The organism is Arthrobacter sp. UYCu712, from assembly GCF_040547005.1.
Classification (GTDB): Bacteria; Actinomycetota; Actinomycetes; order Actinomycetales; family Micrococcaceae; genus Arthrobacter.
Window position 1 is genome coordinate 95,835 of the sequence record NZ_JBEPOZ010000005.1, and the last position, 24,231, is coordinate 120,065.

Sequence of the window (24,231 nt, forward strand, 5' to 3'; positions counted from 1 at the left end):
CCGGTCCGCCGGTTCACGGTTTTCGATGGGACGCCTCCGCCCAATAAGCTAGGCCCATGACTTCCACAGACGAGTTGAATACCGAAGAGTTCCGCATTGAACACGACACGATGGGCGAGGTCCGCGTCCCCGTGAACGCCCTGTACCGTGCCCAGACGCAGCGTGCGGTCGAAAACTTCCCGATCTCCGGCAAGACCCTGGAGCGCACCCACATCGAAGCCCTCGCCCGGGTCAAGAAGGCTGCCGCCCAGGCCAACGCAGAACTGGGAGTGCTCGACGGCGAGCTGGCCCAGGCAATCGCCGACGCTGCCGACGAGGTTGCGGCAGGCAAGTACGACGGCGACTTCCCCATCGACGTCTTCCAGACGGGCTCCGGCACGTCCTCGAACATGAACACCAACGAGGTCCTCGCGGAGCTTGCCTCCCGCGCCCTCAAGGCCGCCGGCAGCGAGAAGGTGGTCCACCCGAACGACCATGTCAACGCCTCGCAGTCCTCCAACGACGTCTTCCCGACGTCGGTCCACGTGGCAGCGACCTCCGCCCTGATCAACGACCTCATTCCGGCGCTCGGCTACCTGGCGGCGTCGCTGGAACGCAAGGCCGTCGAGTTCAAGGACGTCGTGAAGTCCGGCCGCACGCACCTCATGGACGCCACCCCGGTCACCCTGGGCCAGGAGTTCGGCGGCTACGCCGCACAGGTCCGCTACGGCATCGAACGCATCAACGCCTCCCTCCCCCGCGTTGCCGAAGTACCCCTCGGCGGCACGGCCGTCGGCACCGGCATCAACACCCCGGCGGGCTTCCCGGAGCGCGTGATCGAACTCCTCGCCGCCGACACCGGCCTGCCGCTGACCGAGGCCCGCGACCACTTCGAGGCCCAGGCCAACCGTGACGGCCTGATCGAGGCCTCCAGCCAGCTGCGCAACATCGCGATCTCCTTCATGAAGATCAACAACGACCTGCGCTGGATGGGTTCCGGCCCCAACACCGGCCTCGGCGAAATCGCGATCCCGGACCTGCAGCCGGGCTCATCGATCATGCCCGGCAAGGTCAACCCGGTCATCTGCGAAGCCTCCATCATGGTGTGCGCCCAGGTCATCGGCAACGACACCGCCATCGCCTGGTCCGGCACCAACGGCGCGTTCGAACTGAACGTCGGCATCCCCGTTATGGCCGCCAACCTGCTCGAGTCCGTGCGCCTGCTGGCCAACACCAGCCGCGTCATGGCGGACAAGATGATCGACGGCATCACCGCGAACGTGGAACGCGCCCGCTTCCTGGCCGAGGCCTCCCCGTCCATCGTCACGCCGCTGAACAAGTTCATCGGCTACGAAAACGCCGCCAAGATCGCCAAGAAGGCCGTGGCCGAGGGCCTGACCATCCGCGAAACCGTGGTGGCCATGGGCTTCCTCGAGCGCGGCGAACTGACCGAGGAGCAGCTGGACACCGCACTGGACGTCATGTCCATGACGCGTCCCCCGCACAAGGCCTAAGGGCTGCGGGCGGCGACGCCCGCCCTGCCTCAAGAACATCGGCCGCCGGCCGGCACCTTCCCGGAGGGTGCCGGCCGGCGGCATGCCTGCACTCAGGGGCGGCGCGGTTCCCCGCCTGCCGCCTCACGTTCCTCCGCCGTGTAGGCCGCCGCCGCGGCAGCGTCGGCCATGCTGGCGCGGCCGATCCTGGCCTCCCGCAGCCGGCGGGTCTTGGCTGACTGCACCGAGAAGGCCGCGTCCACGTTCCCCGCGGCGTACGTCAGGGCGTCCTCGGCCCGGATGCCCAGGCCGCCTGCCGCCTCACGTTCCTCCGCCGTGTAGGCCGCCGGCCGTCAGCACGGCGCCCAGGTAGGTGAACTGCCGGCCCCACTGGCTCTGCTGCCGTTCCACCAGCGCCTTGACCATGGCGCCGGTGGCTTTCTGTGACGAGTTCTCATGACCGTCGGTCAGGACGGCCACGAGCACCGTGCCGGGGCGCTGGTCCTCCGGCACGGGCGGCCAGTTCCGCGCCGGCCTCCCCGATCAGCCGGACCATGGCGTCGTGCAGGGCCGTGCTGCCGCGGGGCTGCCTTCCTGCAGATGTCCGCCGGGACCTCGGCGGCCGAATCCGGGCTGCTCATGCTGCCCATGATGGCGGGCCTCATGGGCACGGCCATCTACTCGGGCATCCGCATCTCCAAGACCGGCAAGTACAAGATGTTCCCCATCATGGGCTCCGCCCTCACGATGGGCGCCATGCTTTGGCTGACCACCCTGACGGCCGACACCCCGATCTGGGTCATTTGCGTGCAGCTGTTCGTGTTCGGCGCCGGCCTGGGCTCCATCATGCAGGTGATTGTCCTCGTGGTGCAGAACTCCGTCCCGGCCGACCAGATCGGAACCGCCACCAGCACCAACTTACTTCCGCGAAGTGGGCGCGTCCCTGGGCGTGGCCGTCTTCGGATCCATCTTCATCTCCCGGCTGTCTGAGTCCCTCGGCAAGGCCTTTACCGGCGCGGGCGCCTCGGCCGAGCAGGCCTCGCAGTCCACCCGGACGCTGGACCCGCAGGCCCTGAGCCAGCTCCCGGAACAGCTGAGGGACGCCATCGTGAACGCCTACGCCGATTCGCTGGCACCGGTGTTCTGGTACCTGCTGCCGTTCCTGGGCATCGCGCTGATCCTGGCACTCACCCTGAAGCAGATTCCGCTCTCGGACACTGCGGGCATGGTGGCCCGCGGCGAGGCTGTGGGCGGCGAGGAGGCAGAACGCCTCGACGCCGAACGCCACGCCGCCGCCACGACGACGGCCGGCGCCCCGGACTAGCAGGTCAGCTCTGGAAGTGGGCGGCGCCGTCGGCCTGCGCCGCCCACTTAACGGCGTCACGGTGCCCGGGCAGGAGCTCCGGGAAATCCTCCGGCCGGAACCAGCCGACGGCCAGGGACTCACCGTCGTTCACCCTCGCCTCGCCCGAAAGGTACCGGCAGCGGAACACCAGCGTCAGGAACTGGCAGACGTCCCGGTTCGGGTACGTCACGTGGCCCGAGGCGTCAACCGCCACGAGGCGTTCGGCGGCCGCCACCACACCGGTCTCCTCCAGAATTTCCCGCAGCAGTCCCGGCGCCGGCTCCTCACCGGGCTCCAGGATCCCGGCGATCAGGCCCCAACGCCCGTTGTCGGCACGCCGGCCGAGCAGGACCCGCCTGGCGTCGTCGAACACGACGCCCCGGACGGCCGGGATCCAGAGCATGTCGTGGCCGATTGTTTCGCGCAGCTTCAGGATGAAGTCGGGGGTAGCCATGCCGCCAGCCTAACCGCCCGGCAACCCGTCACGCAGGCAGCACCACCATGACCACGGCTGTCCCGGCCAGCATGAACGGCCCGAACGGGATGCTCGATTTCAGGGTGCCGCGACGCAGCGCCAGGAGGCCCAGGCTCCACACGCCGCCGAACACGAAGGCGGCCACGGTGCCGGCGAAGACGTGCGACCAGCCCAGGAAGCCCAGATACATCCCCAGGACGCCGGCGAGCTTGACGTCGCCAAAGCCCATTCCCGGCGGGTAGAGGGCACGCAACACAAAATAGAACAGCCACAGCACCGCTCCCCCGGCCACAATCCGCAGCCCGGGCACCCCGAACAGGGCCGCCCCGCCGTCGCGTGCGGCGTCCGCCCCCGGCTCTGCGAGGAAAACCGAACTGGCCGTGGCGCCAAGGAGCAGCACCCCGGCGACCGCGTAGGACGGAATCACGATCCGGTCCGGCAGCAGGTGGTGACGGACGTCGATCACGGTGAGCCGCGCGGCCATCAGCGCAAAATAGGCGCAGGCGGCGGCCACCAGCCAGAAGGCCAGCGGGGCGGCGTCGGCCAGGTTCCCGAGTCGATGGATCACCCTCGGATGCTACGTGATTTTGCCGCGGCCGTGGATGGACCCGCGCGTAAACTGTGGATATGGTCGCATGGGACAGCAGGAACCGGCCCGGCCCGGGCAAGCCCGGAGGGCAGGCGGAGCAGGCGCCCGCGTTCCGGAACCTGTGCCGTTCCTCGCCGTGGAAGTGGCAGTCACTGCGCTTCGAGTACGTGGACCGGCCGGTATCCCGCCCGGGTCCGGACCCGTCCGGCGACGCCGCTGACGGCGCCCCCGACCTCGTCCGCGCGTGGCTGCGGCGTCCCGGGGCACTCCGGCTCGAGACCGCCGACGGACTCGTCCTCCACAGCACCACGGGCATCAACGATTCGCGCGACGGCTTCTACGTCAAATCCACCCGGAAATCGTGGCTGCTGCCGCCTCAACTGGTCACCCCGGTCTACGACGGCGGCGGCCTGGTCCGGCGCCGCCCGGAGGCCGCCTACGGCGAGCCGTGCTTCGGCAACGGCCGGTTCGGAGCCACCCTGGACCCCGTGGAGCTGGCAGGCAATGCTCCCGTCCCGCTGGAATTCCCCAACTCCAATGCCGTGGAGCTGGGCACAATCACCGAGGTCGACCATGAGGGCCGCCCTGCGCTGGAAACCACCGTCACGCCCAACGCCGGCTACCGCCCGGCCGACCCGGACGCGCCGCTGTGCCGTCCCGGGCGCACCCTGGTGCGGATCGACGCCGGCACCGGCGTCTGCGTCGCGAGCCGCTGGCTCGACGACGGACCCGAGGGCTACGGCCACTGGCTGCGGATCCTCGCCGTCGACGAGTACATGCTCGATGACCTGTTCCTGGCCGAATCCATGAACCTCACCGACGTGCGCCGGCACATCAGCTGGGATGTGTCGCCGGGCGTGTGACTGGCAGTGGCAGCTCCCCGCCGCTAGGCTTTCGTGATGACTGAGCCCGCCTCCTACTGGCCCCCGTTCGCCCTCTCACTGGCCACGCCCCGCCTCACCCTCCGGCCCATCCGGGACGAGGAGATCCCCGCGGCGGTGCAGGCGGCCCTGAGCGGCGTCCACGAGCCCGGCCGCAGCCCCTTCAGCAAGCCGTGGGCCGAGTCACCCGCTGACGAGCTCGCCCCGAACATGGCGCAGTGGTACTGGCGGTGCCGCGGGAACATGACGCCGCAGGAGTGGACGCTGCTGCTCGGCATCTGGCACGACGGCGAGTTCATCGGCTGCCAGGACGTCGAGGCCAAGGATTTCGCCACCCTGAAGACGGTCAGCACGGGCTCCTGGCTCCGGCAAAGCGTGCAGGGCCAGGGATTCGGCAAGGAGATGCGTGCCGCCGTCGCGCTCTACGCCTTCGACTGGCTGGGCGCGGAAGTCGCCGAATCCGAGGCTGCGGCCTGGAACCAGCAGTCCCTCGGCGTCTCCCGCACGCTCGGCTACGAACTGAACGGCGTCACCCGGGCCTCCTGGGGCGGCAAGGTGCAGGAGGCCCAACGGGTCCGCCTCACCCCCGCCACCTTCAAACGCCCCGACTGGCAGCTGAAAGTAGAAGGCCACGAACCCACCGCCAAGTTCCTGGGGATTGATCCTGTGGTGGAGTAGACCCGCTCAAGTGCGGCTGTGGCGTTCCGCGTAGGAGCGCATCGCCGACCACAGCGTGGCGGAGGTCGCCCAGCGACCGGAGCGGCGCGGCGGGAGGTGTCTAAGCGACGGCGGAACGCGACAGCCGCGCGAAGGTGACCCTCGCGCGGCTGCCAACCGATTACAGAAGCTTAGATCTCCGCCCCCTCGAGCAGCTCCGTCACCAAGGCCGCAATCGGCGAGCGCTCCGAGCGGGTCAGCGTGATGTGGCCGAAGAGCGGGTGCCCCTTAAGGGTCTCGACGACGGCCGCCACGCCGTCGTGCCGCCCGACCCGCAGGTTGTCACGCTGGGCGACGTCGTGGGTCAGGACGATCTTGGAGTTCTGGCCGATGCGGCTCATCACCGTGAGCAGCACGTTCTTTTCGAGCGACTGGGCCTCGTCCACGATCACAAACGCGTCATGCAGGGAACGACCCCGGATATGCGTCAGCGGCATCACCTCGAGCATGCCGCGGTCCATGACCTCCTCCACAACTTCCTGGCTGACCAGCGCACCCAGGGTGTCGAACACCGCCTGCGCCCACGGGTTCATCTTCTCCGCCTCGGAGCCGGGCAGGTAGCCCAGCTCCTGTCCGCCCACCGCGTACAGCGGCCGGAAGACGATCACCTTGCGGTGCTCCCGGCGCTCCAGGACCGCCTCCAGGCCCGCGCACAGGGCCAGCGCGGACTTGCCGGTGCCGGCACGCCCGCCGAGGGACACAATGCCCACGGAAGGGTCCATCAGCAGGTCGATCGCAAGCCGTTGTTCGGCGGAGCGCCCGTGCAGCCCGAAAACGTCGCGGTCACCCTTGACGAGCCGCACCTGCTTGTCGGCGCCCACCCGGCCCAGCGCGGATCCCCGGCTGGAGAGCAGCACCAGCCCGGTGTTGGTCGGCAACTCGGCGGCTGCCGGGATGAAGACCGGTTCGTGCCCGTAGAGAGTCGCAACGTCCTCCTCGCTCGCGTCCACCTCGGCTACCCCGGTCCAGCCGGAGTCCTTGACGAGCTCGTTGCGGTATTCGTCAGCCTGCAGGCCCATGGCCGAGGCCTTGACCCGCATCGGGAGGTCCTTGGACACCACCGTCACGTCACGTCCCTCGTTGGCGAGGTTCTTGGCGACGGCGAGGATCCGGCTGTCGTTGTCACCGCCGCGGAAGCCGGCGGGGAGCACCTCGGAGGAGATGTGGTTCAGCTCCACCATGAGCGTCCCGCCGCCGTGGCCGAGCGGGATGGGACGGTCCAGTCCGCCGTGCTCCACGCGCAGCTCGTCGAGGAGCCGGAGCGCTTTGCGGGCGAAGTAGCCGAGTTCGGGGTCGTGCCGCTTGCCTTCGAGCTCGGTGATGACGACGATCGGCAGGATGACCTCGTGCTCTGCGAAGCGCAGGATAGCCCGCGGGTCCGAAAGCAGCACCGAGGTGTCGATCACGAAGCTCCTGGCCGGTTCCATGTTTGCAGTCCCTTCCCCGGAAACAGCAGGACCGGCCGCAGCGGAATCCGCTGCACCGGTCTTTGAGGTGGCTCGCTTGGCGCGAGAGGTAGCTTTCTGTCCCTGGTCGGTCACGACGTCGGGCAGTTGTTCAGAAATAGCCACATCGACTCCAGCCCCGGGGCGCATGCCCGGAATTGTTATTGGTGAGGCGGCTCGGCCGGAAGGCCGGAAGCGGCCTCCCCTGCACCCGGTGCGAAAATCCGCTCCATGTACTGGCCTCCCCGATCAGCCGGCGGTTTGCCTGCTGATGGGAATAACGTAAATCTCCGCCGTCTTGTTTCCTCGCCCATTTTTCGGCGATTCCTGTTGCCATCCTGTTAACTCCGGAAGAACGTCCTCAGGCGCCGTAGCGGCGCTGCCTGCCGGCGTAGTCGCGCAGCGCGCGGAGGAAATCGACCTTGCGGAAAGCGGGCCAGAGGGCTTCGCAGAAATAGAACTCGCTGTAGGCGCTTTGCCACATGAGGAACCCCGAGAGCCGCTGCTCCCCCGAGGTCCGGATCACGAGGTCCGGATCGGGCTGGCCGCGTGTGTAGAGGAACCGCGAGATGTCGTCCACGCTCAGCTCATCGGCCAGTTTGCCGATGTCCGCACCGCGGGCGACGGCGTCGTGCAGCAGCTCGCGGACGGCGTCGACGATTTCACGGCGGCCGCCGTAGCCGACGGCGACATTGACGTGGAGCTTTTCGCGCGCGGGAGTGCGGGCGGTGAGGTTGTTGAGCCGTTCGGCGAGGTAGTCCGGCAGCAGCTCCGGAGCTCCCATGGCGTGCACCGAGATCTCGGCGTCCTCGTCCAGCCGGTCCAGGGTGTTGGCGATGATGCCCATCAGCAGGTCCAGCTCTTCGCCCGAGCGGTTCATGTTGTCCGTGGAGAGCATGTACAGCGTGACGACCTTGACGCCAAGTTCCTGGCACCAGCCCAGGAACTCGTGGATCTTGTCGGCCCCGGCCTGGTGTCCCTGGCTTGTCGGGGCGTTGAACTGGCGGGCCCAGCGCCGGTTCCCGTCCACCATGACGCCGATGTGTTTGGGGATGCGCTCCGGGTCAAGGGACCGCTGGAGCCTGCGCTCGTAGAAGCCATAGAGGAACCCGGGCAGTTCCATCCGGAGATTCACCTGGCTTCCTTTTACGACTTCAGTGCAAATCCTAGGCTACCTGCCGGAGGGCGTTGGAAGGTGCAGGAGCGTCCCGGGATTGCGTCGCATCGGGTGTTACTGAAGGGTAACTTACTGGACCGTAAGCTATTATTGCCCCATGGTTAGCAACAGTCCAGAGCCCCTGCCTGAGCGCCCGGTGGAGCGCCCGGTGGAGAGCCCGGTGGAGAGCCCGGCAGAGCGCCCGGCTGAGCGCGGAACGCGTATGGATGACGCCGCGGTGCGGCTTGCCGAGCTGCTGATGATCAAGCCCAAATGGCGCGGCTGGATCCACACTGTAACGGCCCCGCTGGCGTTGGCAGCCGGCATCGTCCTGGTGGTCCTGGCCCCGACACCCGACCTGAAAATCGCCTCCGCCATCTATGCCTTCACCGGGGTCCTGCTGTTCGGCATCAGCGCCATCTATCACCGCGGAAACTGGTCACCGCGCGTGAAGATCGTGCTGAAGAGGCTGGACCACACCAACATCATGCTGGTGATCGCCGGAAGCTACACGCCGCTGGCCTGGGCCCTGCTGGAACGCCCGCAAGCCGAACTGCTGCTGTGGGTGATCTGGTCCGGAGCCATCCTTGGTGTGCTCTTCCGCCTGCTGTGGACCCACGCCCCGCGCTGGCTCTACGTGCCGATCTACATCGCCCTGGGTTGCGGCTCGCTGTTCTACCTGCCGCAGTTCTTTGCAGCCAACGTCGCGTCGGCCGTGCTGATCTGTATCGGCGGCGCCCTCTACATCACCGGGGCGGTCTTCTACACCCTGAAGAAGCCGAACTTCAGTTACAAACACTTCGGCTTCCACGAGCTCTTCCATGCCCTCACGGTCTTTGCCTTCGCCGCGCACTACATCGCGATTGCCGTCGCGGTCCTCAGCTGAACCGTGCCGGGCGCCGGGGCCAGTCCCTCCCGGATTCTCCCCACCCTGCCCGGGCGGCGCCGAGACTTACCGGCGGTTCGGTCCGGCACGCCGGTGGCCGACGTCGAAAGTGGGGAATTCCGGCGTCGGGGGCCGCCCTGCCGCGACGAGTTCGGGCAACTGCCGCATGTCGTGGAACACCGTGGTGCCGGGGCCTGCCAGCCGCTCCGCGGGGGTGACGCCGCCGCCGTAGGCCAGGACATGCATCCCGGCCGCCCGGGCCGCCTGCACCCCGTAGACGCTGTCCTCGACGACGACGCACCGCTCCGGGGGTGTTCCGAGCCGGCGTGCGGCATGCAGGAACAGATCCGGGGCCGGTTTGCCGCGGTCCACTTCCGTGGCACTGAAAATCCTGCCTTCGAAGCGGTGCAGCAGGCCGGTCTGCCCGAGGGTCCGCCGCATCTTCGCGTGGCTGCCGCTCGAGGCGACGCAGTGCGGCAGCCGGAGCGCATCCAGGGCCTCCTCGACGCCGTCGACGGCGACAAGATCGCGCTCAAACGCCGCCCGGTACCACGGCTCGTACTGCCGGTCCCAGCCGTCGGCCAGGTCAATCCCGAGGTGCGCTTCGACCGCGGCGATGAAGCTGGCCTCACTCTTGCCGACGAAGCGTTCCACGATCTCCTCCAGCCCGAGTTCCCAGCCGAGGTCCGCGAGCACCCGCTGGTCCACCCGGACGGCGATCACCTCCGAGTCCACCAGGACGCCGTCGCAGTCGAAGACCACCAGCTCGAAGTTTTTCCGGGGCGGCGTGCCGGTCATGGGCGGCCGGATCAGGGAAGTCATCGCACCATGGTAGCGAGGCGTTCCCGGACCGCGGCGGCAGAACCGACCGGCAGTTCGCAGACCATGCCGCGGCACAGGAACACCTGCGGCGATCCGTCCGGAGCGGGCCCGCGGCCGCGCAGCAAGGGCACCGTGTCCGGGCCGGAGGCGTCCTGGACGGCGACCACAAGCCCCGGGCTCGGCGAGAGCAGCAGTTCACGGTGCAATGCCCCGCGTTCCGCGGTGTCCGGTCCTGCCACGGCGGCTTCCACGGGACCGGCGAGCGCAGCCTGGGCCGTCGCGAGCAGCCAGCCCGCCGCCCGCGGCGCCCGGACTGCCAGGGGCGGCAGCAGCTCGAGGATATTGCCGGCCAGCGAACGGTATTCCGCGGAGCCGGTCAGGGCCGAGTGGGACAGCAGCGCGCCGGCGAACGCGGCGGCCCCGCTGGGTGTGGCGCCGTCAAAAGGATCCAGGGACGCACTGCCGCCCTGGGCGTTCAGCACCTGGGCAGACTCCCCTGCCGTGTCCGTCAGGACGCCCGCCGCGGCGAACCGCGAGCAGGCGGCCGCCAGGATGTCCCCGGCCAGGGCGAACCAGCGCGTCCGGCCAGTGACCGAGTACAGGGCGAGCAGCCCCTCCGCGCAGAAGGCGTAATCCTCCAGCAGCCCGCCGATCCCCCGGGCCGCGCCGTCATGCGAGACCCGCACAAGGGTGCCCGGTTTCCCCGCGGTACCGGCGGTCCAGTGCACCCGTTCGAGGTACTCCGCGATCCGTTCCGCGGCAGCGGCCAGCTCGGGCCGTTCCAGCACCGCGCCGGCTTCGGCGAGCGCCGCGACGGCCAGGCCGTTCCAGCCCGCAACGACTTTGTCGTCCCGTGCCGGCTGCGGCCGGTGTGAGCGCGCCGCCAGGAGGACCGGCCGCACCCGCTCCCACAGCCCGGCCTCCGCCGTACTGAGCTCCCGCGCGGGATGCAGCGCGGAGCCCTCCGCCGTGACGGTGCCCCGGGAGTGGACGTTCATCAGGCGGGACACGGCCGCGCCATCGTCAGGCCCCAGCAGGCCGGCCAGTTCCGCGGGTGCCCACAGATAGCTGGCGCCCTCGGCGTGCACCCCGTCCACTACGGTGTCGGCGTCCAGCGAGGATGCCAGCGCCTCGGGAGCTGCGCCGGCAGGAGCCGGCGCCCCGGACGGCGTCGGTCCGGGCGAAGCCAGTCCGAGCGATCCGAGGAGCCACCCGGCCGTGCGGAGGGCTACGTCCGCGGCTTCCGCGACCGGGTACTCGTCCGTCCCGCCGAGCCGGACCCAGTGGACGTAGACGCGCAGCAGCTGGGCATTGTCGTAGAGCATTTTCTCGAAGTGCGGGACGGACCAGTCGCGGGCCACCGAATACCGCGCGAAGCCGCCGTCGAGCTGGTCGAACAGGGCCGAACGGGACATCGCGGCCAGCGCCCGGCCCGCCATGCCCTTCGCTGCCCCGGCGGTGCCGGTTTCCCCGGCCGGCGCATCCGGCGTGGGAACGGCGGCGTGCCGGATGAGGAATTCCAGGACCGGGGAGGGCGGGAACTTTGGCGCGGTGCCGAAGCCGCCTGCGTCCGGGTCCTCCGAGGCTGCGAGGGCCTCGACCGCCCCGGACAGCAGGGCCGGGCCGATTGGCTCGGGCGGGCGGTCCAGCTGCACCGCGGATACCGGCTGCGAGGCGGCAAGTCCGCGGGCCAGGGTTGCGGCGTTCTGTTCCACGGTGCCGCGGCGGTCCTGCCAGGCGTCGACCACGGCCTCGAGGACCTGGCGGAAGGATGGCCGGCCGGGCATCTGCCGAGGCGGAAAGTAGGTGCCGGCGTGGAATGCGCGGCCGTCCGGCAGCAGGAAGACGGACATCGGCCAGCCTCCCTCGCCGCTGATCGCCTGTGTGGCGGCCATGTAGACGGTGTCGACGTCGGGACGCTCTTCCCGGTCCACCTTCACCGCGACGAAGTGGGCGTTCAGGAAGTCCGCTGTGGCCTGGTCCTCAAAGGATTCGTGCGCCATGACGTGGCACCAGTGGCAGGCGGCGTACCCGATCGAGAGGAACACCGGGACGTCGCGTGCGGCGGCGAAAGCGAACGCTTCGTCTCCGAACGGGCGCCAGTGGACGGGGTTTCCGGCGTGCTGCCGGAGGTAGGCAGAGGGCTCCGCGCCCAGGGAGTTGACGGCCGCGGGGACGGTCTGCGGTGTTCCCCCGTCAGCGGGTTCCGGGTCCCGCATCGCCGTTGACTTCCGGGCGGGTGCCGGCCCCGCGTTCCGGGCTCGGGTCCCCCGCATCGGGGGAAGCCGGGGTGTTGGTGCCGTTCGACGCCGCTTCCGCGGCTGCGGCGCGCTCTTCTTCCACCTGGGCGCGGTAGCGTACCCGGCGGATGCGCCGCACCATGTCCACGATCAGCAGTGCCGTCAGCACCACGATGAAGGCGGTCAGCAGGAAGCCCAGCAGTCCGGGCGTCACCTGGTCCTGGGTCAACCCAGGCCGCAACGACGGCGAAGGGGCGGGCGCCGGTGACGTTGCCAGGGCGATGAGCAAGGAATGCACGGTTAAGACCTTCTATGGGAATTGACGGCTGCTTCAGGAAAGTTTTTCTGTCCGCATTGTTCTACACGGCATAGAAACGGCCTGCTGGGTCTATCTTAGCCCGGCGAAGAAGTCCTTTTCAGGCAGTTCGGCAGGGATCCTGGACTGGATCAGCGAGTAGTCCTCCCACGGCCAGACGCGCCGCTGGGTTGCGGGCGACACGGCGAAAAAGAAGCCCTCCGGGTCAACCTGCGTGCGGTGCGCGCGCAAGGCGTCATCCCGCGCCTCGAAGAAGTCCCCGCACTCGATCTGGGTGGTCGTGGGGTGGGTCGGTGCGGGCGGCGTGTGGCCTTCCGCGTCGGCCTCAAGCCAGGCCGCGATCCGCTCCGCGTATGGGGACTGCAGTCCGGACTCCTCCAGCGCGAAGTGCAGGGCACGGAATCGTTCTGGGCTGAAGGCGCGGTCGTAGTAGAGCTTGCTGGGCGCCCAGGCCTCGCCGGTTCCCGGATAGCGGGCCGGATCGCCGGCGGCCTCGAACGCCTCGACGGCAACCCGGTGCGCCATGATGTGGTCCGGGTGCGGATAGCCGCCGTTCTCGTCGTAGCTGAGGATGACCTGTGGCTTGAACTCACGGACCAGGCGCACCAGCGGGGCGGACGCCCGTTCCAGCGTCTGCGTGGCGAAGGAACCCTTCGGCAGGGGCGGCAGCGGGTCGCCTTCCGGCAGCCCGGAATCGACGAAGCCCAGCCAGCGTTGCCGGACACCGAGGACCTCGGCCGCTTTGTTCATTTCGAGCCGGCGGGCACCGGCCATGTCGCGCTTGGGGTGCGGTTCGCCCTCCATGGCGGGGTTCTGGATGTCACCGCGGGAGCCGTCGGTGCAGGTCGCCACGAGGACGTCGATGCCGGCCGCCGCGTACATGGCCATCGTGGCTGCGCCCTTGCTGGATTCGTCGTCGGGATGAGCATGGACAGCCAGCAGTCGAAGCGGCGCTGACGGGCTGGGGGACGCTGTCATCGTGGGACGGCTCCTCTTTTTCTACTGATGATCGGGATACGGGTCGCTTGCCGGGCACAAGGTCCGGATCGTCGGCGCGGATTTTCCCCGCCCCGATCCACACTAAACTGGACTGGTGACTTCCGAGGATCAGCCTGCCGTGCCCGCGCCGGCATCTACCAGCCTAGCCAATCGATACGGCAGCCAAAAGCGCGCGCTGACCGGCAGGACCAAACGCTACATCCTGATTGCGGCCCTCGCGCTGGGGATCGGGTTCATGGCCTGGATCTCGACGTCGTCCGCCACCGCGTCGGTGACGTTCAAGGACATCGGCTACAGCACCCCGGACGCCACCCTCGCCGAGATCGATTTCCAGGTCACCAAGGACCCCGCCACGGACGCCAGGTGCGCCGTCAAGGCGCTGGACTCCAAGTTCGCGGTGGTCGGCTGGAAGGTGGTCGACGTCGGGCCTAACGCCGCCGACGCCGGCACCGACGGCGGGCGCACCACCGTGCACCGGGCGCTCGTCCGCACGGAATCCCAGGCGGTTTCCGGCGTCGTCGACAGCTGCTGGATTCCCGACGCCGCCAAATAGTCCGGCAGCCGGCAGGCCGGCTGTAACACGGTGTGATCCACACCGCTGTGTTCTTTGGTTTATCCACAGGATTGACTACAATGGATCAATACCCTTTCCCCCGCTGAGCTGGTTACTGAGTTCCATAAGTGGCCACCGTGGCGGGGTCTTTGCTTGTTTGACCACAAAAAGGAGAAGTCCGTGTCTACCCCCAACAGCGCAACGGCAGCTTGGCTCACCCAGGAAGCTTTTGACCGCCTGAAGGCAGAGCTGGACCACCTCTCCGGCCCCGGCCGGGCGGAAATCGTTCAGAAGATCGAAGCTGCCCGGCAGGAAGGCGACCTCAAGGAGAACGGCGGATACCACGCTGCCAAGGAGGAGCAGGGCAAGATCGAGGCCCGCATCCGCCAGCTCACCGCCCTCCTGCGGGACGCCCACGTCGGCGAATCGCCGGCTGACGACGGCATCGTGGAGCCCGGAATGATTGTTGTCGCGAAGATCGCTGGCGACGAGGAGACCTTCCTGCTCGGCTCCCGCGAGATCGCCGGCGATTCCGATCTCAACGTCTTCAGCGAGAAGTCCCCGCTAGGTGCCGCGATCGTCGGCCACAAGGAGGGCGACAAGCTCAGCTACACCGCCCCGAACGGCAAGGACATCACGGTGGAGATTATGTCCGCCAAGCCGTACGCCGGCTGACACCGCGCCACACAGCACGTTCCCGGACGGAACGAATGACGCCGGCTTCCCCTTCGCGGGGAGGCCGGCGTCTTTTTTCGTCCTGGCGGGGCGTGCGTGGCAGCCGGTCATACCGCCGGTTTTTACCGCCCTGCGCCCGGTGCCTGTGCGCGCCGCGTGCTCAGCAGCAGCGCGGCCGCGACGCCGCCGATCGCGCCGCCGAGGTGCGCCTGCCACGAGACGTAGCCGGCCACGGTGGGGAGGATGCCGAACAGGATGCCGCCGTAGGCCATGAAGAGCACCACGGACAGCAGGATCTGCCACCAGTTGCGGTTGAAGAAGCCCCGGACCAGCAGGAACGCGAAGAGGCCGAAGACCACCCCGGACGCGCCCACCGTCACGTTGAATCCGCCGATCAGCCACACGACGATCCCGGACCCCAGCCAGCTCGCCGCCAGGGCCGTGACGAAGACCCTCATCCCGGAGAGGAACACCAGGAATCCGAAGATGATCAGCGGCAGGGTGTTGGAGATCAGGTGCGTCAGGTTGGCGTGCAGGAGCGGGAACGTCAGGATGTCCAGGATCCCTTCCAGGCTGCGCGGACGCAGCCCGAAGGTGCGGTTCAGGGAATGCAGCAGCAGGGTGTTGATGATCTCGATAACGTAGAGCACCAGCACGAAGGATCCCACCACGAGCAGTCCCTTGCGGGCCCGCTCCGCCGTGGTCCCGACGGCGCGGGGCCGTCCGTTCCGCGATGAGTCGAGGGTCATGGCACTAGTGCACCACGATCGGCTGGAAACCCTCTGCACGTAGGGCGGCCAGGACCTGTCCGCAGTGTTCGTGGCCCTTGGTTTCCAGGTTCACCGTGATGGAGACGTCGCCCATGCTGATCGAGCCGCCCACCCGGGTGTGGTCCAGCCCGGTCACGTTGGCGTCGTTCTCGGCGATGATGCGGGCGATCGTGGCCAGCGAGCCGGGGCGGTCGTCCAGCATCATCCGCACGGTCATGTACCGGCCCGCGGCGGAGAGGCCGCGCTGGATGACTTTGAGCATCAGCATGGGGTCGATGTTGCCGCCGGAGAGGACCACCGCGACCGTTCCCGGGTTCTCGATCTTGCCTTCCATGAGTGCAGCGACGCCGACGGCGCCGGCCGGTTCAACGACCATTTTGGCGCGTTCCAGCAGGAAGATCAGCGCCCGGGCCAGTGCGTCCTCGCTGACGGTGACGACGTCGTCCACGAGTTCGCGGATGATGCTGAAGGGCAGCTGTCCGGGGCGCCCCACGGCGATGCCGTCGGCCATCGTGGAGACACGCTTGAGCGGCACGAGGGCGTCGGCGGCCAGCGAGGGCGGGTAGGCGGCGGCGTTTTCGGCCTGGACCCCGATGATGCGGATGTCGCGGCCGAGTTCCTTCGCACGGGCCTTGACCGCCACGGCAACCCCGGCAAGGAGCCCGCCGCCGCCGACGCCCATCAGGATGGTGTCGACGTGCGGGACCTGCTCCAGGATCTCGAGGCCGACCGTGCCCTGGCCGGCGACGACGTCGACGTCGTCGAACGGGTGCACAAAGACGGCGCCTGATTCGTCGGCGTAGCGCTTCGCTTCGGCCAGCGCCTCATCGACGTTGTGGCCGTGGAGCACCACCTCGGCGCCGTGGCTGCGGGTGGCGGCGAGCTTGGGCAGCGCCACACCGAGGGGCATGTAGATGCGGGCCTTGATGCCGAGGCTCTTGGCCGCGACGGCCACGCCCTGGGCGTGGTTGCCGGCCGAGGCGGCGACGACGCCGCGCTTCTTCTCGTCCGGGGAGAGCTTGGCCATGCGCACGTAGGCGCCGCGGACCTTGAAGGAACCGGCGCGCTGCAGGTTCTCGCACTTGAGGAACACCTCGCCGCCGGCCAGGGCGCCGAGGGCCCGGGACGATTCGACCGGCGTCCGGGTAATAATCCCGTCGAGCAGCTTCTGCGCCTCCAGGACATTGTCCAGCTTGACGGGCAGGCTCTCAAGGGTAATCACGAACGAGTCTCCTTCTTCGGATCAGGCTCCGGTGCCCCGGCCTGCTTCGCTGCCCGGGTCACCGTGATGGTGTGCGGCGCCCTCCCGGTGGCCGGGGAGTTTACCTGGCAGGTGGACGTCTTTGATAGTGCCGTCGTCGCCGGGCCCGGCAGGGGCGAGGACGCCCTGCTGACCCGCGGCTGCAAGCACCTCATCATGTTCCCACGTTCTGCCTGCAATGTAGCGAATCGACGAGTTTGCTACGGCCAGGATTGGCACGGAGAACAGGGCCCCGGGGATCCCGGCGAGGTAGGAGCCGGCCGCCACGGACAGGATCACGGACACGGGATGCAGGGAAACGGCCTTGCCCATCACGAGCGGCTGCAGGATGTGGCTCTCCAGCTGCTGGACCAGCAGCACGATCCCGAGCATGACCAGCGCGTTGACGGGCCCGTTGGCGACGAGCGCCAGCAGGACGGCGACGGCACCGGTGACGAGCGCGCCGACGATGGGGATGAACGAGCCGAGGAAGACCAGGACGCCGAGCGGCATGGCGAGCGGCACTCCGATGATGGCGGCACCGACGCCGATGCCGACGGCGTCCACGAAGGCCACGAACATCTGGATCCGCGCGTAGCTGACCATCGATGTCCAGCCCCGGCGGCCGGCGCCGTCCGCCGCGGCGCGGGCTTTACGGGGCAGCAGCCGGACCAGGAAGGCCCAGATCCGGTCGCCCTCGAGCAGGAAGAAGATCAGCACAAAAAGGGCCAGGACCAGGCCCGCGGCAAAATGGCCAGCGGTGCTTCCGAAGGACAGGGCGCCGCTGACGATGCTGCTGCTGTTGTTCTGCAGCGCGTCGGCGCCTTCTTTGAGGTACTCATCGATCTGGGCGGCGGACAGGTGCAGGGGTCCCTCGGAGAGCCAGCCCTGGATCTGCTGGATTCCGGCGAGCGCCTCGCTCCACAGCTCGGCCAAGCCGGATGCCAGCTGCCGTCCCACGAGGGCAAGTGCGCCGGCGATGATCCCGAGGAAGCCCAGGACGGTGATAGCCACCGCGAGGCCCTTGGGGACGCTGTGCCGCGTCAGCCATCGGGTGACCGGGCTGAGCAGTCCGGCCAGCAGTGCGGCCACCATGACCGGGATGATGAGGAAGCTGATGTGGCTGAGCAACCAGATGAGGGCAGCGGTGAACAACAGGATCAGCCCCAGCCGCCAGGACCACGCCGCCGCGATCCGGATGCCGTAGGGGATGTCCTGGTCCAGCTCCCGGTCCGTCAGGACCCGCAGGGGCGCGGCCGGTCGGGCGGGAACGGATTCGTTGTGTGGTGCAGCGGCGTCAACTGGCGTCATAGCCCCATGATTCCCCAGCAGCCGCCGGATGGGAAACGCAGGACCGGCTCAGGGCGCCAGCGTCGCGCTGATGCCCCAGGTCATGGCGGACTCCTCCCCCGGCGCGAGCCAGCTGAGGCCGTCGCCGCTGTTGAAGGCGTTGGCGGGCCCGGTCATCGGTTCGATCGCCACCGCCTTGGCCCGTCCCGGGAACTTCGTCGTCACGAAGACGTGGACGTAGCCGCAGTTCGTGTCCTGCCAGAGGCTCACGCTGCGGCCGTCGGCGGCATGCAGCGTGTGCCGGGCGATGCCGCCGTCGTACTCCAGGTCGGTGTAGGCGGAGTCGATATCCAGCCCGGCGACGGACCGGCCGCCGCGCAGGTCAAAGTCCCCGCTGACCGGCTCGGTGCCGCGCGGAATGCCCCGGTCGTCCGTCACGAGCCGGGTGCCGCCGCCGACGGTCACGGTGAGCTCCTCGCTGGGCAGCTCCCCCAGCCGCAGGTAGGGGTGGGCGCCGAGGACAAAGGGCGCGGGCTCCTGCGAATCGTTGATGAGGGACTGCCGGACCACGAGCCCCAGGTCCTCGGCGAGTTCGTAGCGGACGCGGTGGCGCAGCAGGAAGGGATAGCCGTGCTGGGGGAAGACCGCAGCTTCGAGCGTGACCGAGAATTCCGATTCATCCACAAGTCCGTAGGAGCTGTTGCGCAGCAGGCCGTGGCTGGCGTTGTTGCGCGACACCTCGGTGATGTCGAGCTGCTGTTTCTTGCCGCTCAGGTACCAGAGCCCGTCTTCCACCCGGTTGGCCCAGGGTGCCAGGGTGATCCCGGTGGCCCCGGGCGGGATCTCCGCATCGCCGTAGCTCTCGGTCAGCTGGGTGCCGCCGCGGCTGTACAGCCGGAGGCCGGCGGCCAGTTCGGTCACGACGGCGAGGGCGTCGCCGCGCCGCAGCTCGTATTGGCGGCCCGAGGCATAGCGCCGCGTTGCTCCGTCTCCTGCCGCGGATGCGTTGTGGGGAATGGGGGTCATCTGATCCATGCGCACCACCGTACAGACCGGCCCGGCAATCCGTATACCTTGGACCCATGAGCCGCACCACGATATCCGCACAGCCATGACCCCGCCGCCGGGCATCGATGAACTCGCCGCCACGTTCCGGAGCACTTTCGGCGCGGCCCCCGACGGCGTCTGGCAGGCTCCCGGCCGCGTCAATCTGATCGGCGAGCACACCGATTACAACGAGGGCTTCGTGCTGCCGTTCGCGATTGACCGGACGGCCCGCGTGGCGGTCCGGATCCGGCCCGACTCGACAGTCCGGCTGCTGTCCACGTTCGGCAACCAGGGACTGACGACGGCGGACGCCGGCGCCCTGAACCGTGCCACGGCACGCGGCTGGACGAAGTACCCGCTCGGCGTGCTGTGGGCGCTGCAGCAGCGCGGGCTCCCCGTCACCGGCATGGACGTGCTCCTGGACTCGGATGTGCCCAGGGGCGCCGGACTGTCCTCTTCCCATGCCATTGAGTGCGCCGTCATTACGGCGCTGAACGAACTCACCGGCGCCGGGCTGGGGGTCCAGGACATGGTGCTGGCTACCCAGCGTGCCGAGAACGATTTCGTCGGCGCGCCGACGGGCATCATGGACCAATCCGCCTCACTGCGTGGCGCGGCCGGTCATGCCGTCTTCCTGGACTGCCGGGACCAGAGCATCCGCCTCGTGCCGTTCGGCGCCGCCCGCGCCGGCCTGGAGATGCTGGTGATCGACACGAAGGTTTCGCATTCCCACGCCGGCGGGGGTTACGCCGCCCGGCGCTCGTCCTGCGAACTCGGGTCCGAAGTCCTCGGCGTGAAGTCGTTGCGCGATGTGGGGCTGGACGACCTTGCCGAGGCCGGCGGACTCCTGGACGACGAGACGTTCCGCCGGGTTCGCCACGTAGTCACCGAAAACGACCGGGTGCTGCAGACCGTCGAGCTGCTCGGCAGCGCCGGGCCCCAGGCGATCGGTCACTTGCTGGATGCCTCCCATGCCTCAATGCGGGATGACTTCGAGATCTCCTGTGCCGAGCTGGACCTCGCGGTGGACGCTGCGCGCTCGGCCGGCGCCCTCGGCGCCCGGATGACCGGAGGCGGCTTCGGCGGCTCGGCGATTGCGCTCACTCCGGTGGGTGCGGTGCGCGGGGTGCGGGCCGCCGTCGAACGGTCCTTTGCGCAAGCCGGATACACGGCACCGGACATCTTCAGCGTCCGTCCCGCGGCCGGGGCCATGCGCCTGGCCTGACCGGAGCGTAGGCTGGGCGCATGTCAGAAGCAGTCATTGTTTCCGCTGCCAGAAGCCCCATCGGACGCGCCTTCAAAGGCTCGCTGAAAGACGAGCGGCCCGACGACCTCGCCGCCGCCATGGTGACGGCGGCGCTGGCCAGGATTCCCGCCTTCGACGCCGCGGACGCGGGCGGCGGGGGCCTGGACGACCTGTACCTGGGCTGCGCCGAACCGAGCGGCGAGGCAGGCTCCAACATGGCCCGGGTGGTCTCCATCCTGGCGGGCCTGGACAACGTCCCGGCCGTCACCGTCAACCGTTTCTGCGCCTCCAGTTTGCAGACCCTCCGGATGGCCTTCCACGCCATCAAGGCCGGCGAGGGCCAGGCGTTTGTCGCGGCGGGCGTCGAGGCGGTGTCCCGGTACCGGGACTGGGCCGGGGCCGGTGAGACTGACGCCAGCACGCACAACCCGCTGTTCGACGCCGCACGGCAGCGCACGGTGTCGCGGGCCGCCTCCAACACGCCGTGGACTGACCCCCGGCTGGGCGGGCGGATGCCGGACATCTACATCGCCATGGGCCAGACCGCCGAGAATGTCGCCACAAGCTACGGCATCAGCCGGGCCGATCAGGACGCCTGGGCCGTGCTCAGCCAGAACCGCGCCGAAACGGCCATCACCGCGGGCTTCTACGCCCGCGAAATCACCCCGTACACGCGCAAGGACGGCGTCGTGGTCGACGCCGACGATTCGCCCCGGGCCGGCGTCACGATCGAATCCGTCAGCGCCCTGCAGCCGGTCTTCCGCACCGAAGGAACTGTCACTGCCGGCAATGCCTGCCCGCTCAACGACGGCGCCGCCGCCCTCGTGGTCATGAGCGACACCCGGGCCCGCGAACTCGGGCTCGAGCCGCTCGCCCGGATCGTGTCCACCGGTGTCAGCGCGCTTTCCCCCGAGCTGATGGGCATGGGCCCGGTCGAGGCCAGCAGGCGGGCGCTGAAGCTCGCGGGGCTGGGCATCGGGGACATCGACCTGGTGGAACTCAACGAAGCGTTCGCGGTCCAGGTCGTGGCGAGCGCCAAGGAGCTCGGAATCGACCACGACAAACTCAACGTCCACGGCGGCGCCATCGCACTGGGGCACCCGTTCGGCATGACCGGCGCGCGCATGACCACCACCCTGCTGAACGGGCTCCGGGAACGCGACGCGCACCTGGGCCTGGCCACGCTGTGCGTCGGCGGGGGGCAGGGTATGGCCGTCGTTCTGGAGCGGCTGATCTGAGCCCCAGGCTGGCCATGGAAAGGGCGCAGAAAAGGGGAGCCCGCCATCAGGCGGGGCTCCCCCTCTTCGTTGTCCGGGGTCCGGGCGGTTGTTACTCGTCGCCGCGGAGGATCGCCAGCAGGCGGATGATCTCCACGTAGAGCCACACCAGGGTGACCGTGAGGCCGAAGGCGGCGGTCCAGGAGAAGCGCTGCGGGGCGCCGCTGCGGACACCGGCTTCAATGCTGGTGAAGTCCATGATCAGCGAGAACGCGGCCAGGCCGATCGCCAGCACGCCGATGAAGACGCCCAGCGGGATGCCGAAGATCTCAAAGCTGGTCCGCATGCCGAACGGTTCCTGGACAGCGCCGGTCCACATCATGACCATGTTGATGAGGGCGAAGACGGCGTAGCCGATCATGGCGATCATGAAGAACCGCATGGCCTTCGGGGTGGCCCGGACCTTGCCGCTCTTGAACAGCACGAGGGTCACGGCAAAGACGGACAGTGTGCCGATGACGGCCTGCAGGCCGACGCCGGGGTACATGCCGTCGAGGATCCGCGTGAGGCCGCCGAGGAAAAGACCCTCAAGCGCGGCGTAAGCCAGGATGAGCGCCGGCGAGGGCTGCTTCTTGAAGGTGTTGACGAGCGCCAGCACGAATCCGCCCAGCGCACCGACGATCATCAGCATGTAGGCCAGGCCCTCTGCCACCACGAGAGTGACGGCGGCACCTGCGACCACGGCGCCAAGGCAGGCCGCGGTCTTCATGATGACGTCGTCGAAGGTCATCCGGCCGGTGTCGGCAGGACCGGCGGCGGGCCGGTTGTACATGTCCTGGAGCTGGTCCTGGGTCATGCCCTGCTGGGCAGCGTTCCAGCCCCCGCCCATGACCTGGCCCGGGGCCCGGCCCGGCGCCTGGCCGTAGGCGTTCTGGCCGTAAGCGCCTTGTCCGTAAGCCTGCGGGGCAGGCGGTGCCTGGGTTGCTCCACGGAAGTTCTTTCCGTTGAAGACTGGGTTTCCGCCAAGTGCCATTGCGGGTGTCCTCCAAATAAAGGGGGTGAATGATGAACCGGCGGTGAGCCGCTAATGCATGCTTTACAACTCACGCTACCAATTTCCACGCCTGACGGGCAGGGATAGTTCCCGCGGGGCCCCGGACGCAACCCAACCGTGACCTCGCCCTCCCTGTTTTCCCGGCCCGAGGGTGCGGCGGAGTCCGACTGTTTAGGAATATTCGGAATCAACAAAAGTTTTCTTTAGCCCGGGTAAACCATGGTGCGCGCGGGGCTTCACGGTTGTTATCCGATCGCGACGTTCTCGCTGCTCGCGGCGGCATTTAACGGCCTGCTCGCGCTGTAACATGGGCCACACAGGGTGACGAACATCACAAGCTCTACCGTTTTCTGTCTATCTGCATTGCACCACGCACCACCCCTCGTCCCCTGACCGTTCGCAGCGGTTGCAAAGGCGCAACCCGTACCACCCCCATGTGGAGGTTTTCAATTTGAGAAGCACACCGAGAGGCCTGTCGCAGAGACGGCGCGGCAGACTGCTGAAAGCTGTGGGGGCCGTATTCGCCGCCGTAGCAGCGCTACTGCTCATCGTCGCACCCGCATCGCAGGCCACGATTCCCTCACCGACACCATCACCGTCGGCAACGCAGTTCCAAAACAGCATCAGCGGTTTCCTTCGCGGCGACGACCGCGCCCCGATCGCCGACGTGACCATCACCGCCAAGAGCGGTGACTTCACGGGATCCACAAAGTCGGGTCCCAACGGCCAATGGACCATCGGTGTCCCCACCCAGGGAACCTACGAGGTCGAGCTGGACGAATCCACACTGCCGGAGGGCATCAAGCTCGCCGACGGCCAGGAAAACCCCCGCAAGGTCACCTTCAGCCAGACCTCCAACCTCTCGGTGATCTTCGCATTTGGCCAAGGCATCGTCGTCCAACAGCAAGACTTCGGCCAGAACCTCCTGAACCGCCTCGTGGCCGGACTCAGCTTCGGGCTGCTGCTGGCCCTCGCGTCCGTGGGCTTGTCGCTGATCTTCGGCACCACCGGCCTGACCAACTTCGCACATGGCGAAATGGTCACCCTCGGCGCCGTCCTCGTCTTTGCCTTCAACGCCATGAATCTCCCGTTCTGGCTGGCCATCCTGCTCGCTCTGCTCGGCGGCGGACTATTCGGCTACGTCCAGGACGCAGGCCTGTGGAAGCCGCTGCGGCGCCGCGGCACCGGCCTGGTCCCGATGATGATCGTCAGCATCGGCCTCGCGTTGGCCGTCCGCTACGTGATTCAGTTCTACTTCGGCGGAGCCACGCAGCAGCTGCCCTACGCCCAGAGCGCGGAAATCCAGATCGGCCCGGTCTCCATTTCCCCCAACAACCTGTGGTCGCTCGTCATCAGTGCCGTCGTCATCGCAGTGATCGGCATCATCCTGCTGAAGACCCGGCTCGGCAAGGCCACCCGCGCGGTGGCCGACAACCCTGCCCTGGCGGCGGCCTCCGGCATCGACGTCGACAACGTCATCCGGATCGTCTGGGTGGCCGGCGGCATGTTGGCTTCCCTCGGCGGCATCCTCTGGGCCTACTACCGGCCCGGCGTCACCTTCGACATGGGCTCGCAGATCCTGCTGCTCATCTTCGCCGGTGTGACCCTGGGCGGTCTCGGCACGGTCTTCGGCGCCCTGATCGGTTCCATCATCGTCGGCATCTTCGTAGAGCTGACCACCGTGTTCGGCCTCGCCGCCGACCTCAAATACGTGGGAGCACTGTTCATCATGATTGTTGTCCTCTTGTTCCGGCCTCAGGGCATCTTGGGCCGTCGCGAGCGCGTGGGTTAGGAGA

24 protein-coding genes and 1 pseudogene are annotated in these 24,231 nt (G+C 68.4%); 10 read left to right on the forward strand and 15 right to left on the reverse strand.

Translation table 11 applies throughout. The features are described 5' to 3' along the window. Positions 1 to 56 precede the first annotated feature (56 nt). A complete protein-coding gene (locus ABIB51_RS07075; protein ID WP_354186845.1) occupies positions 57 to 1,493 on the forward strand; it encodes a class II fumarate hydratase in 1,437 nt (478 codons plus the stop codon). Positions 1,494 to 1,585: 92 nt separating this feature from the next. Here ABIB51_RS07075 and ABIB51_RS07080 read toward each other — a convergent pair whose 3' ends face one another. After that, positions 1,586 to 1,735, reverse strand: a complete 150-nt coding sequence (locus tag ABIB51_RS07080; RefSeq protein ID WP_354186847.1) for a hypothetical protein — start codon at positions 1,733 to 1,735, stop codon at positions 1,586 to 1,588. Between the two features lie 58 nt (positions 1,736 to 1,793). Further along, entirely contained in the window at positions 1,794 to 1,985 is a 192-nt protein-coding gene (locus ABIB51_RS07085; RefSeq protein ID WP_354187135.1) for a hypothetical protein, read from the reverse strand. 78 nt (positions 1,986 to 2,063) lie between these two features. Between ABIB51_RS07085 and ABIB51_RS07090 the strand changes: the two are divergent. Then, positions 2,064 to 2,796 (forward strand): annotated as a pseudogene (locus ABIB51_RS07090) (MFS transporter); the annotation flags it as partial. Between the two features lie 4 nt (positions 2,797 to 2,800). Here ABIB51_RS07090 and ABIB51_RS07095 read toward each other — a convergent pair. Further along, positions 2,801 to 3,271, reverse strand: coding sequence for an NUDIX hydrolase (locus ABIB51_RS07095; protein WP_354186849.1), 471 nt, complete (start codon positions 3,269 to 3,271; stop codon positions 2,801 to 2,803). 28 nt (positions 3,272 to 3,299) lie between these two features. After that, the gene (locus tag ABIB51_RS07100; protein ID WP_354186851.1) at positions 3,300 to 3,860 is read right to left on the reverse strand and encodes a prepilin peptidase; all 561 of its coding nucleotides are present in this window, start codon (positions 3,858 to 3,860) and stop codon (positions 3,300 to 3,302) included. A 59-nt stretch (positions 3,861 to 3,919) separates the two neighbouring features. On the opposite strand from ABIB51_RS07100, the gene ABIB51_RS07105 reads away from it, so the two are divergent. Both ABIB51_RS07105 and ABIB51_RS07110 read left to right on the forward strand, forming a co-directional pair. Beyond that, the gene (locus ABIB51_RS07105) at positions 3,920 to 4,744 is read left to right on the forward strand and encodes a hypothetical protein (RefSeq protein ID WP_354186853.1); all 825 of its coding nucleotides are present in this window, start codon (positions 3,920 to 3,922) and stop codon (positions 4,742 to 4,744) included. A gap of 36 nt (positions 4,745 to 4,780) precedes the next feature. After that, positions 4,781 to 5,440: a GNAT family N-acetyltransferase gene (locus ABIB51_RS07110; protein ID WP_354186855.1), complete on the forward strand. Its 660-nt coding sequence runs from the start codon at positions 4,781 to 4,783 to the stop codon at positions 5,438 to 5,440. Positions 5,441 to 5,610: 170 nt separating this feature from the next. Here ABIB51_RS07110 and phoH2 read toward each other — a convergent pair whose 3' ends face one another. Together phoH2 and ABIB51_RS07120 are read right to left on the reverse strand one after the other, a co-directional pair. Next, a complete protein-coding gene (gene phoH2 / locus ABIB51_RS07115) occupies positions 5,611 to 7,050 on the reverse strand; it encodes an RNA 5'-3' helicase PhoH2 (protein WP_354186857.1) in 1,440 nt (479 codons plus the stop codon). Between the two features lie 235 nt (positions 7,051 to 7,285). Further along, positions 7,286 to 8,047 (reverse strand): isoprenyl transferase, encoded by a 762-nt coding sequence (locus ABIB51_RS07120; RefSeq protein ID WP_354187122.1) that lies wholly within the window; start codon positions 8,045 to 8,047, stop codon positions 7,286 to 7,288. Positions 8,048 to 8,303: 256 nt separating this feature from the next. On the opposite strand from ABIB51_RS07120, the gene trhA reads away from it, so the two are divergent. Next, the gene (gene trhA / locus ABIB51_RS07125) at positions 8,304 to 8,966 is read left to right on the forward strand and encodes a PAQR family membrane homeostasis protein TrhA (protein WP_354187123.1); all 663 of its coding nucleotides are present in this window, start codon (positions 8,304 to 8,306) and stop codon (positions 8,964 to 8,966) included. Positions 8,967 to 9,032: 66 nt separating this feature from the next. Here trhA and ABIB51_RS07130 read toward each other — a convergent pair whose 3' ends face one another. The 4 genes from ABIB51_RS07130 to mca form a co-directional block, all read right to left on the reverse strand. Continuing rightward, entirely contained in the window at positions 9,033 to 9,788 is a 756-nt protein-coding gene (locus ABIB51_RS07130) for an HAD family hydrolase (RefSeq protein WP_354186859.1), read from the reverse strand. After that, complete coding sequence (locus ABIB51_RS07135; protein WP_354186861.1) at positions 9,785 to 12,007, reverse strand: thioredoxin domain-containing protein; 2,223 nt, start codon at positions 12,005 to 12,007, stop codon at positions 9,785 to 9,787. Before ABIB51_RS07135 ends, ABIB51_RS07130 begins: the two co-directional genes overlap by 4 nt. Further along, a complete protein-coding gene (locus ABIB51_RS07140; RefSeq protein ID WP_354186863.1) occupies positions 11,985 to 12,326 on the reverse strand; it encodes a hypothetical protein in 342 nt (113 codons plus the stop codon). Before ABIB51_RS07140 ends, ABIB51_RS07135 begins: the two co-directional genes overlap by 23 nt. 90 nt (positions 12,327 to 12,416) lie before the next feature. Continuing rightward, positions 12,417 to 13,322 carry a mycothiol conjugate amidase Mca gene (mca, locus tag ABIB51_RS07145; RefSeq protein ID WP_354186865.1) on the reverse strand — a complete coding sequence of 302 codons (906 nt, stop codon included), beginning with the start codon at positions 13,320 to 13,322 and terminating at the stop codon, positions 12,417 to 12,419. A gap of 115 nt (positions 13,323 to 13,437) precedes the next feature. Between mca and ABIB51_RS07150 the strand changes: the two genes are divergently transcribed. Both ABIB51_RS07150 and greA read left to right on the forward strand, forming a co-directional pair. Beyond that, positions 13,438 to 13,896 carry a DUF4307 domain-containing protein gene (locus tag ABIB51_RS07150; RefSeq protein ID WP_354186867.1) on the forward strand — a complete coding sequence of 153 codons (459 nt, stop codon included), beginning with the start codon at positions 13,438 to 13,440 and terminating at the stop codon, positions 13,894 to 13,896. A gap of 180 nt (positions 13,897 to 14,076) precedes the next feature. Then, the gene (gene greA / locus ABIB51_RS07155) at positions 14,077 to 14,571 is read left to right on the forward strand and encodes a transcription elongation factor GreA (protein WP_354186869.1); all 495 of its coding nucleotides are present in this window, start codon (positions 14,077 to 14,079) and stop codon (positions 14,569 to 14,571) included. Positions 14,572 to 14,693: 122 nt separating this feature from the next. On the opposite strand, the gene ABIB51_RS07160 is transcribed toward greA, so the two are convergent. The 4 genes from ABIB51_RS07160 to ABIB51_RS07175 are packed head-to-tail and all read right to left on the reverse strand — an operon-like array spanning position 14,694 to position 18,897. Beyond that, positions 14,694 to 15,320, reverse strand: coding sequence for a rhomboid family intramembrane serine protease (locus ABIB51_RS07160; RefSeq protein ID WP_354186871.1), 627 nt, complete (start codon positions 15,318 to 15,320; stop codon positions 14,694 to 14,696). Between the two features lie 4 nt (positions 15,321 to 15,324). Next, the gene (gene ilvA, locus ABIB51_RS07165; protein WP_354186873.1) at positions 15,325 to 16,563 is read right to left on the reverse strand and encodes a threonine ammonia-lyase; all 1,239 of its coding nucleotides are present in this window, start codon (positions 16,561 to 16,563) and stop codon (positions 15,325 to 15,327) included. Positions 16,564 to 16,584: 21 nt separating this feature from the next. Continuing rightward, positions 16,585 to 17,892, reverse strand: a complete 1,308-nt coding sequence (locus ABIB51_RS07170; protein ID WP_354186875.1) for an AI-2E family transporter — start codon at positions 17,890 to 17,892, stop codon at positions 16,585 to 16,587. A gap of 48 nt (positions 17,893 to 17,940) precedes the next feature. Next, a complete protein-coding gene (locus tag ABIB51_RS07175) occupies positions 17,941 to 18,897 on the reverse strand; it encodes an aldose 1-epimerase family protein (protein WP_354186877.1) in 957 nt (318 codons plus the stop codon). 85 nt (positions 18,898 to 18,982) lie between these two features. Between ABIB51_RS07175 and galK the strand changes: the two genes are divergently transcribed. Together galK and ABIB51_RS07185 are read left to right on the forward strand one after the other, a co-directional pair. Continuing rightward, the gene (gene galK, locus ABIB51_RS07180; RefSeq protein WP_354187125.1) at positions 18,983 to 20,143 is read left to right on the forward strand and encodes a galactokinase; all 1,161 of its coding nucleotides are present in this window, start codon (positions 18,983 to 18,985) and stop codon (positions 20,141 to 20,143) included. A 20-nt stretch (positions 20,144 to 20,163) separates the two neighbouring features. After that, entirely contained in the window at positions 20,164 to 21,402 is a 1,239-nt protein-coding gene (locus ABIB51_RS07185) for an acetyl-CoA C-acetyltransferase (protein ID WP_354186879.1), read from the forward strand. A 91-nt stretch (positions 21,403 to 21,493) separates the two neighbouring features. Here ABIB51_RS07185 and ABIB51_RS07190 read toward each other — a convergent pair whose 3' ends face one another. Continuing rightward, a complete protein-coding gene (locus tag ABIB51_RS07190; protein ID WP_354186881.1) occupies positions 21,494 to 22,414 on the reverse strand; it encodes a Bax inhibitor-1/YccA family protein in 921 nt (306 codons plus the stop codon). A 529-nt stretch (positions 22,415 to 22,943) separates the two neighbouring features. Between ABIB51_RS07190 and ABIB51_RS07195 the strand changes: the two genes are divergently transcribed. Continuing rightward, positions 22,944 to 24,227 (forward strand): branched-chain amino acid ABC transporter permease, encoded by a 1,284-nt coding sequence (locus ABIB51_RS07195; protein ID WP_354186883.1) that lies wholly within the window; start codon positions 22,944 to 22,946, stop codon positions 24,225 to 24,227. Positions 24,228 to 24,231 lie beyond the last annotated feature (4 nt).

Excerpts from the sequence above, each read along its gene's own strand:
- galK (WP_354187125.1), top strand. The coding sequence starts at position 18,983 with ATGACCCCGCCGCCGGGCATCGATGAACTCGCCGCCACGTTCCGGAGC.
- trhA (WP_354187123.1), top strand. The coding sequence starts at position 8,304 with ATGGATGACGCCGCGGTGCGGCTTGCCGAGCTGCTGATGATCAAGCCC.
- mca (WP_354186865.1), bottom strand. The coding sequence starts at position 13,322 with ATGACAGCGTCCCCCAGCCCGTCAGCGCCGCTTCGACTGCTGGCTGTC.
- ABIB51_RS07095 (WP_354186849.1), bottom strand. The coding sequence starts at position 3,271 with ATGGCTACCCCCGACTTCATCCTGAAGCTGCGCGAAACAATCGGCCAC.
- ABIB51_RS07185 (WP_354186879.1), top strand. The coding sequence starts at position 20,164 with ATGTCAGAAGCAGTCATTGTTTCCGCTGCCAGAAGCCCCATCGGACGC.
- ABIB51_RS07160 (WP_354186871.1), bottom strand. The coding sequence starts at position 15,320 with ATGACCCTCGACTCATCGCGGAACGGACGGCCCCGCGCCGTCGGGACC.
- ABIB51_RS07075 (WP_354186845.1), top strand. The coding sequence starts at position 57 with ATGACTTCCACAGACGAGTTGAATACCGAAGAGTTCCGCATTGAACAC.
- ABIB51_RS07130 (WP_354186859.1), bottom strand. The coding sequence starts at position 9,788 with ATGACTTCCCTGATCCGGCCGCCCATGACCGGCACGCCGCCCCGGAAA.
- ABIB51_RS07175 (WP_354186877.1), bottom strand. The coding sequence starts at position 18,897 with ATGACCCCCATTCCCCACAACGCATCCGCGGCAGGAGACGGAGCAACG.
- ABIB51_RS07190 (WP_354186881.1), bottom strand. The coding sequence starts at position 22,414 with ATGGCACTTGGCGGAAACCCAGTCTTCAACGGAAAGAACTTCCGTGGA.
- ABIB51_RS07105 (WP_354186853.1), top strand. The coding sequence starts at position 3,920 with ATGGTCGCATGGGACAGCAGGAACCGGCCCGGCCCGGGCAAGCCCGGA.
- ABIB51_RS07135 (WP_354186861.1), bottom strand. The coding sequence starts at position 12,007 with ATGCGGGACCCGGAACCCGCTGACGGGGGAACACCGCAGACCGTCCCC.
- ABIB51_RS07120 (WP_354187122.1), bottom strand. The coding sequence starts at position 8,047 with ATGGAACTGCCCGGGTTCCTCTATGGCTTCTACGAGCGCAGGCTCCAG.
- ABIB51_RS07170 (WP_354186875.1), bottom strand. The coding sequence starts at position 17,892 with ATGACGCCAGTTGACGCCGCTGCACCACACAACGAATCCGTTCCCGCC.
- ABIB51_RS07110 (WP_354186855.1), top strand. The coding sequence starts at position 4,781 with ATGACTGAGCCCGCCTCCTACTGGCCCCCGTTCGCCCTCTCACTGGCC.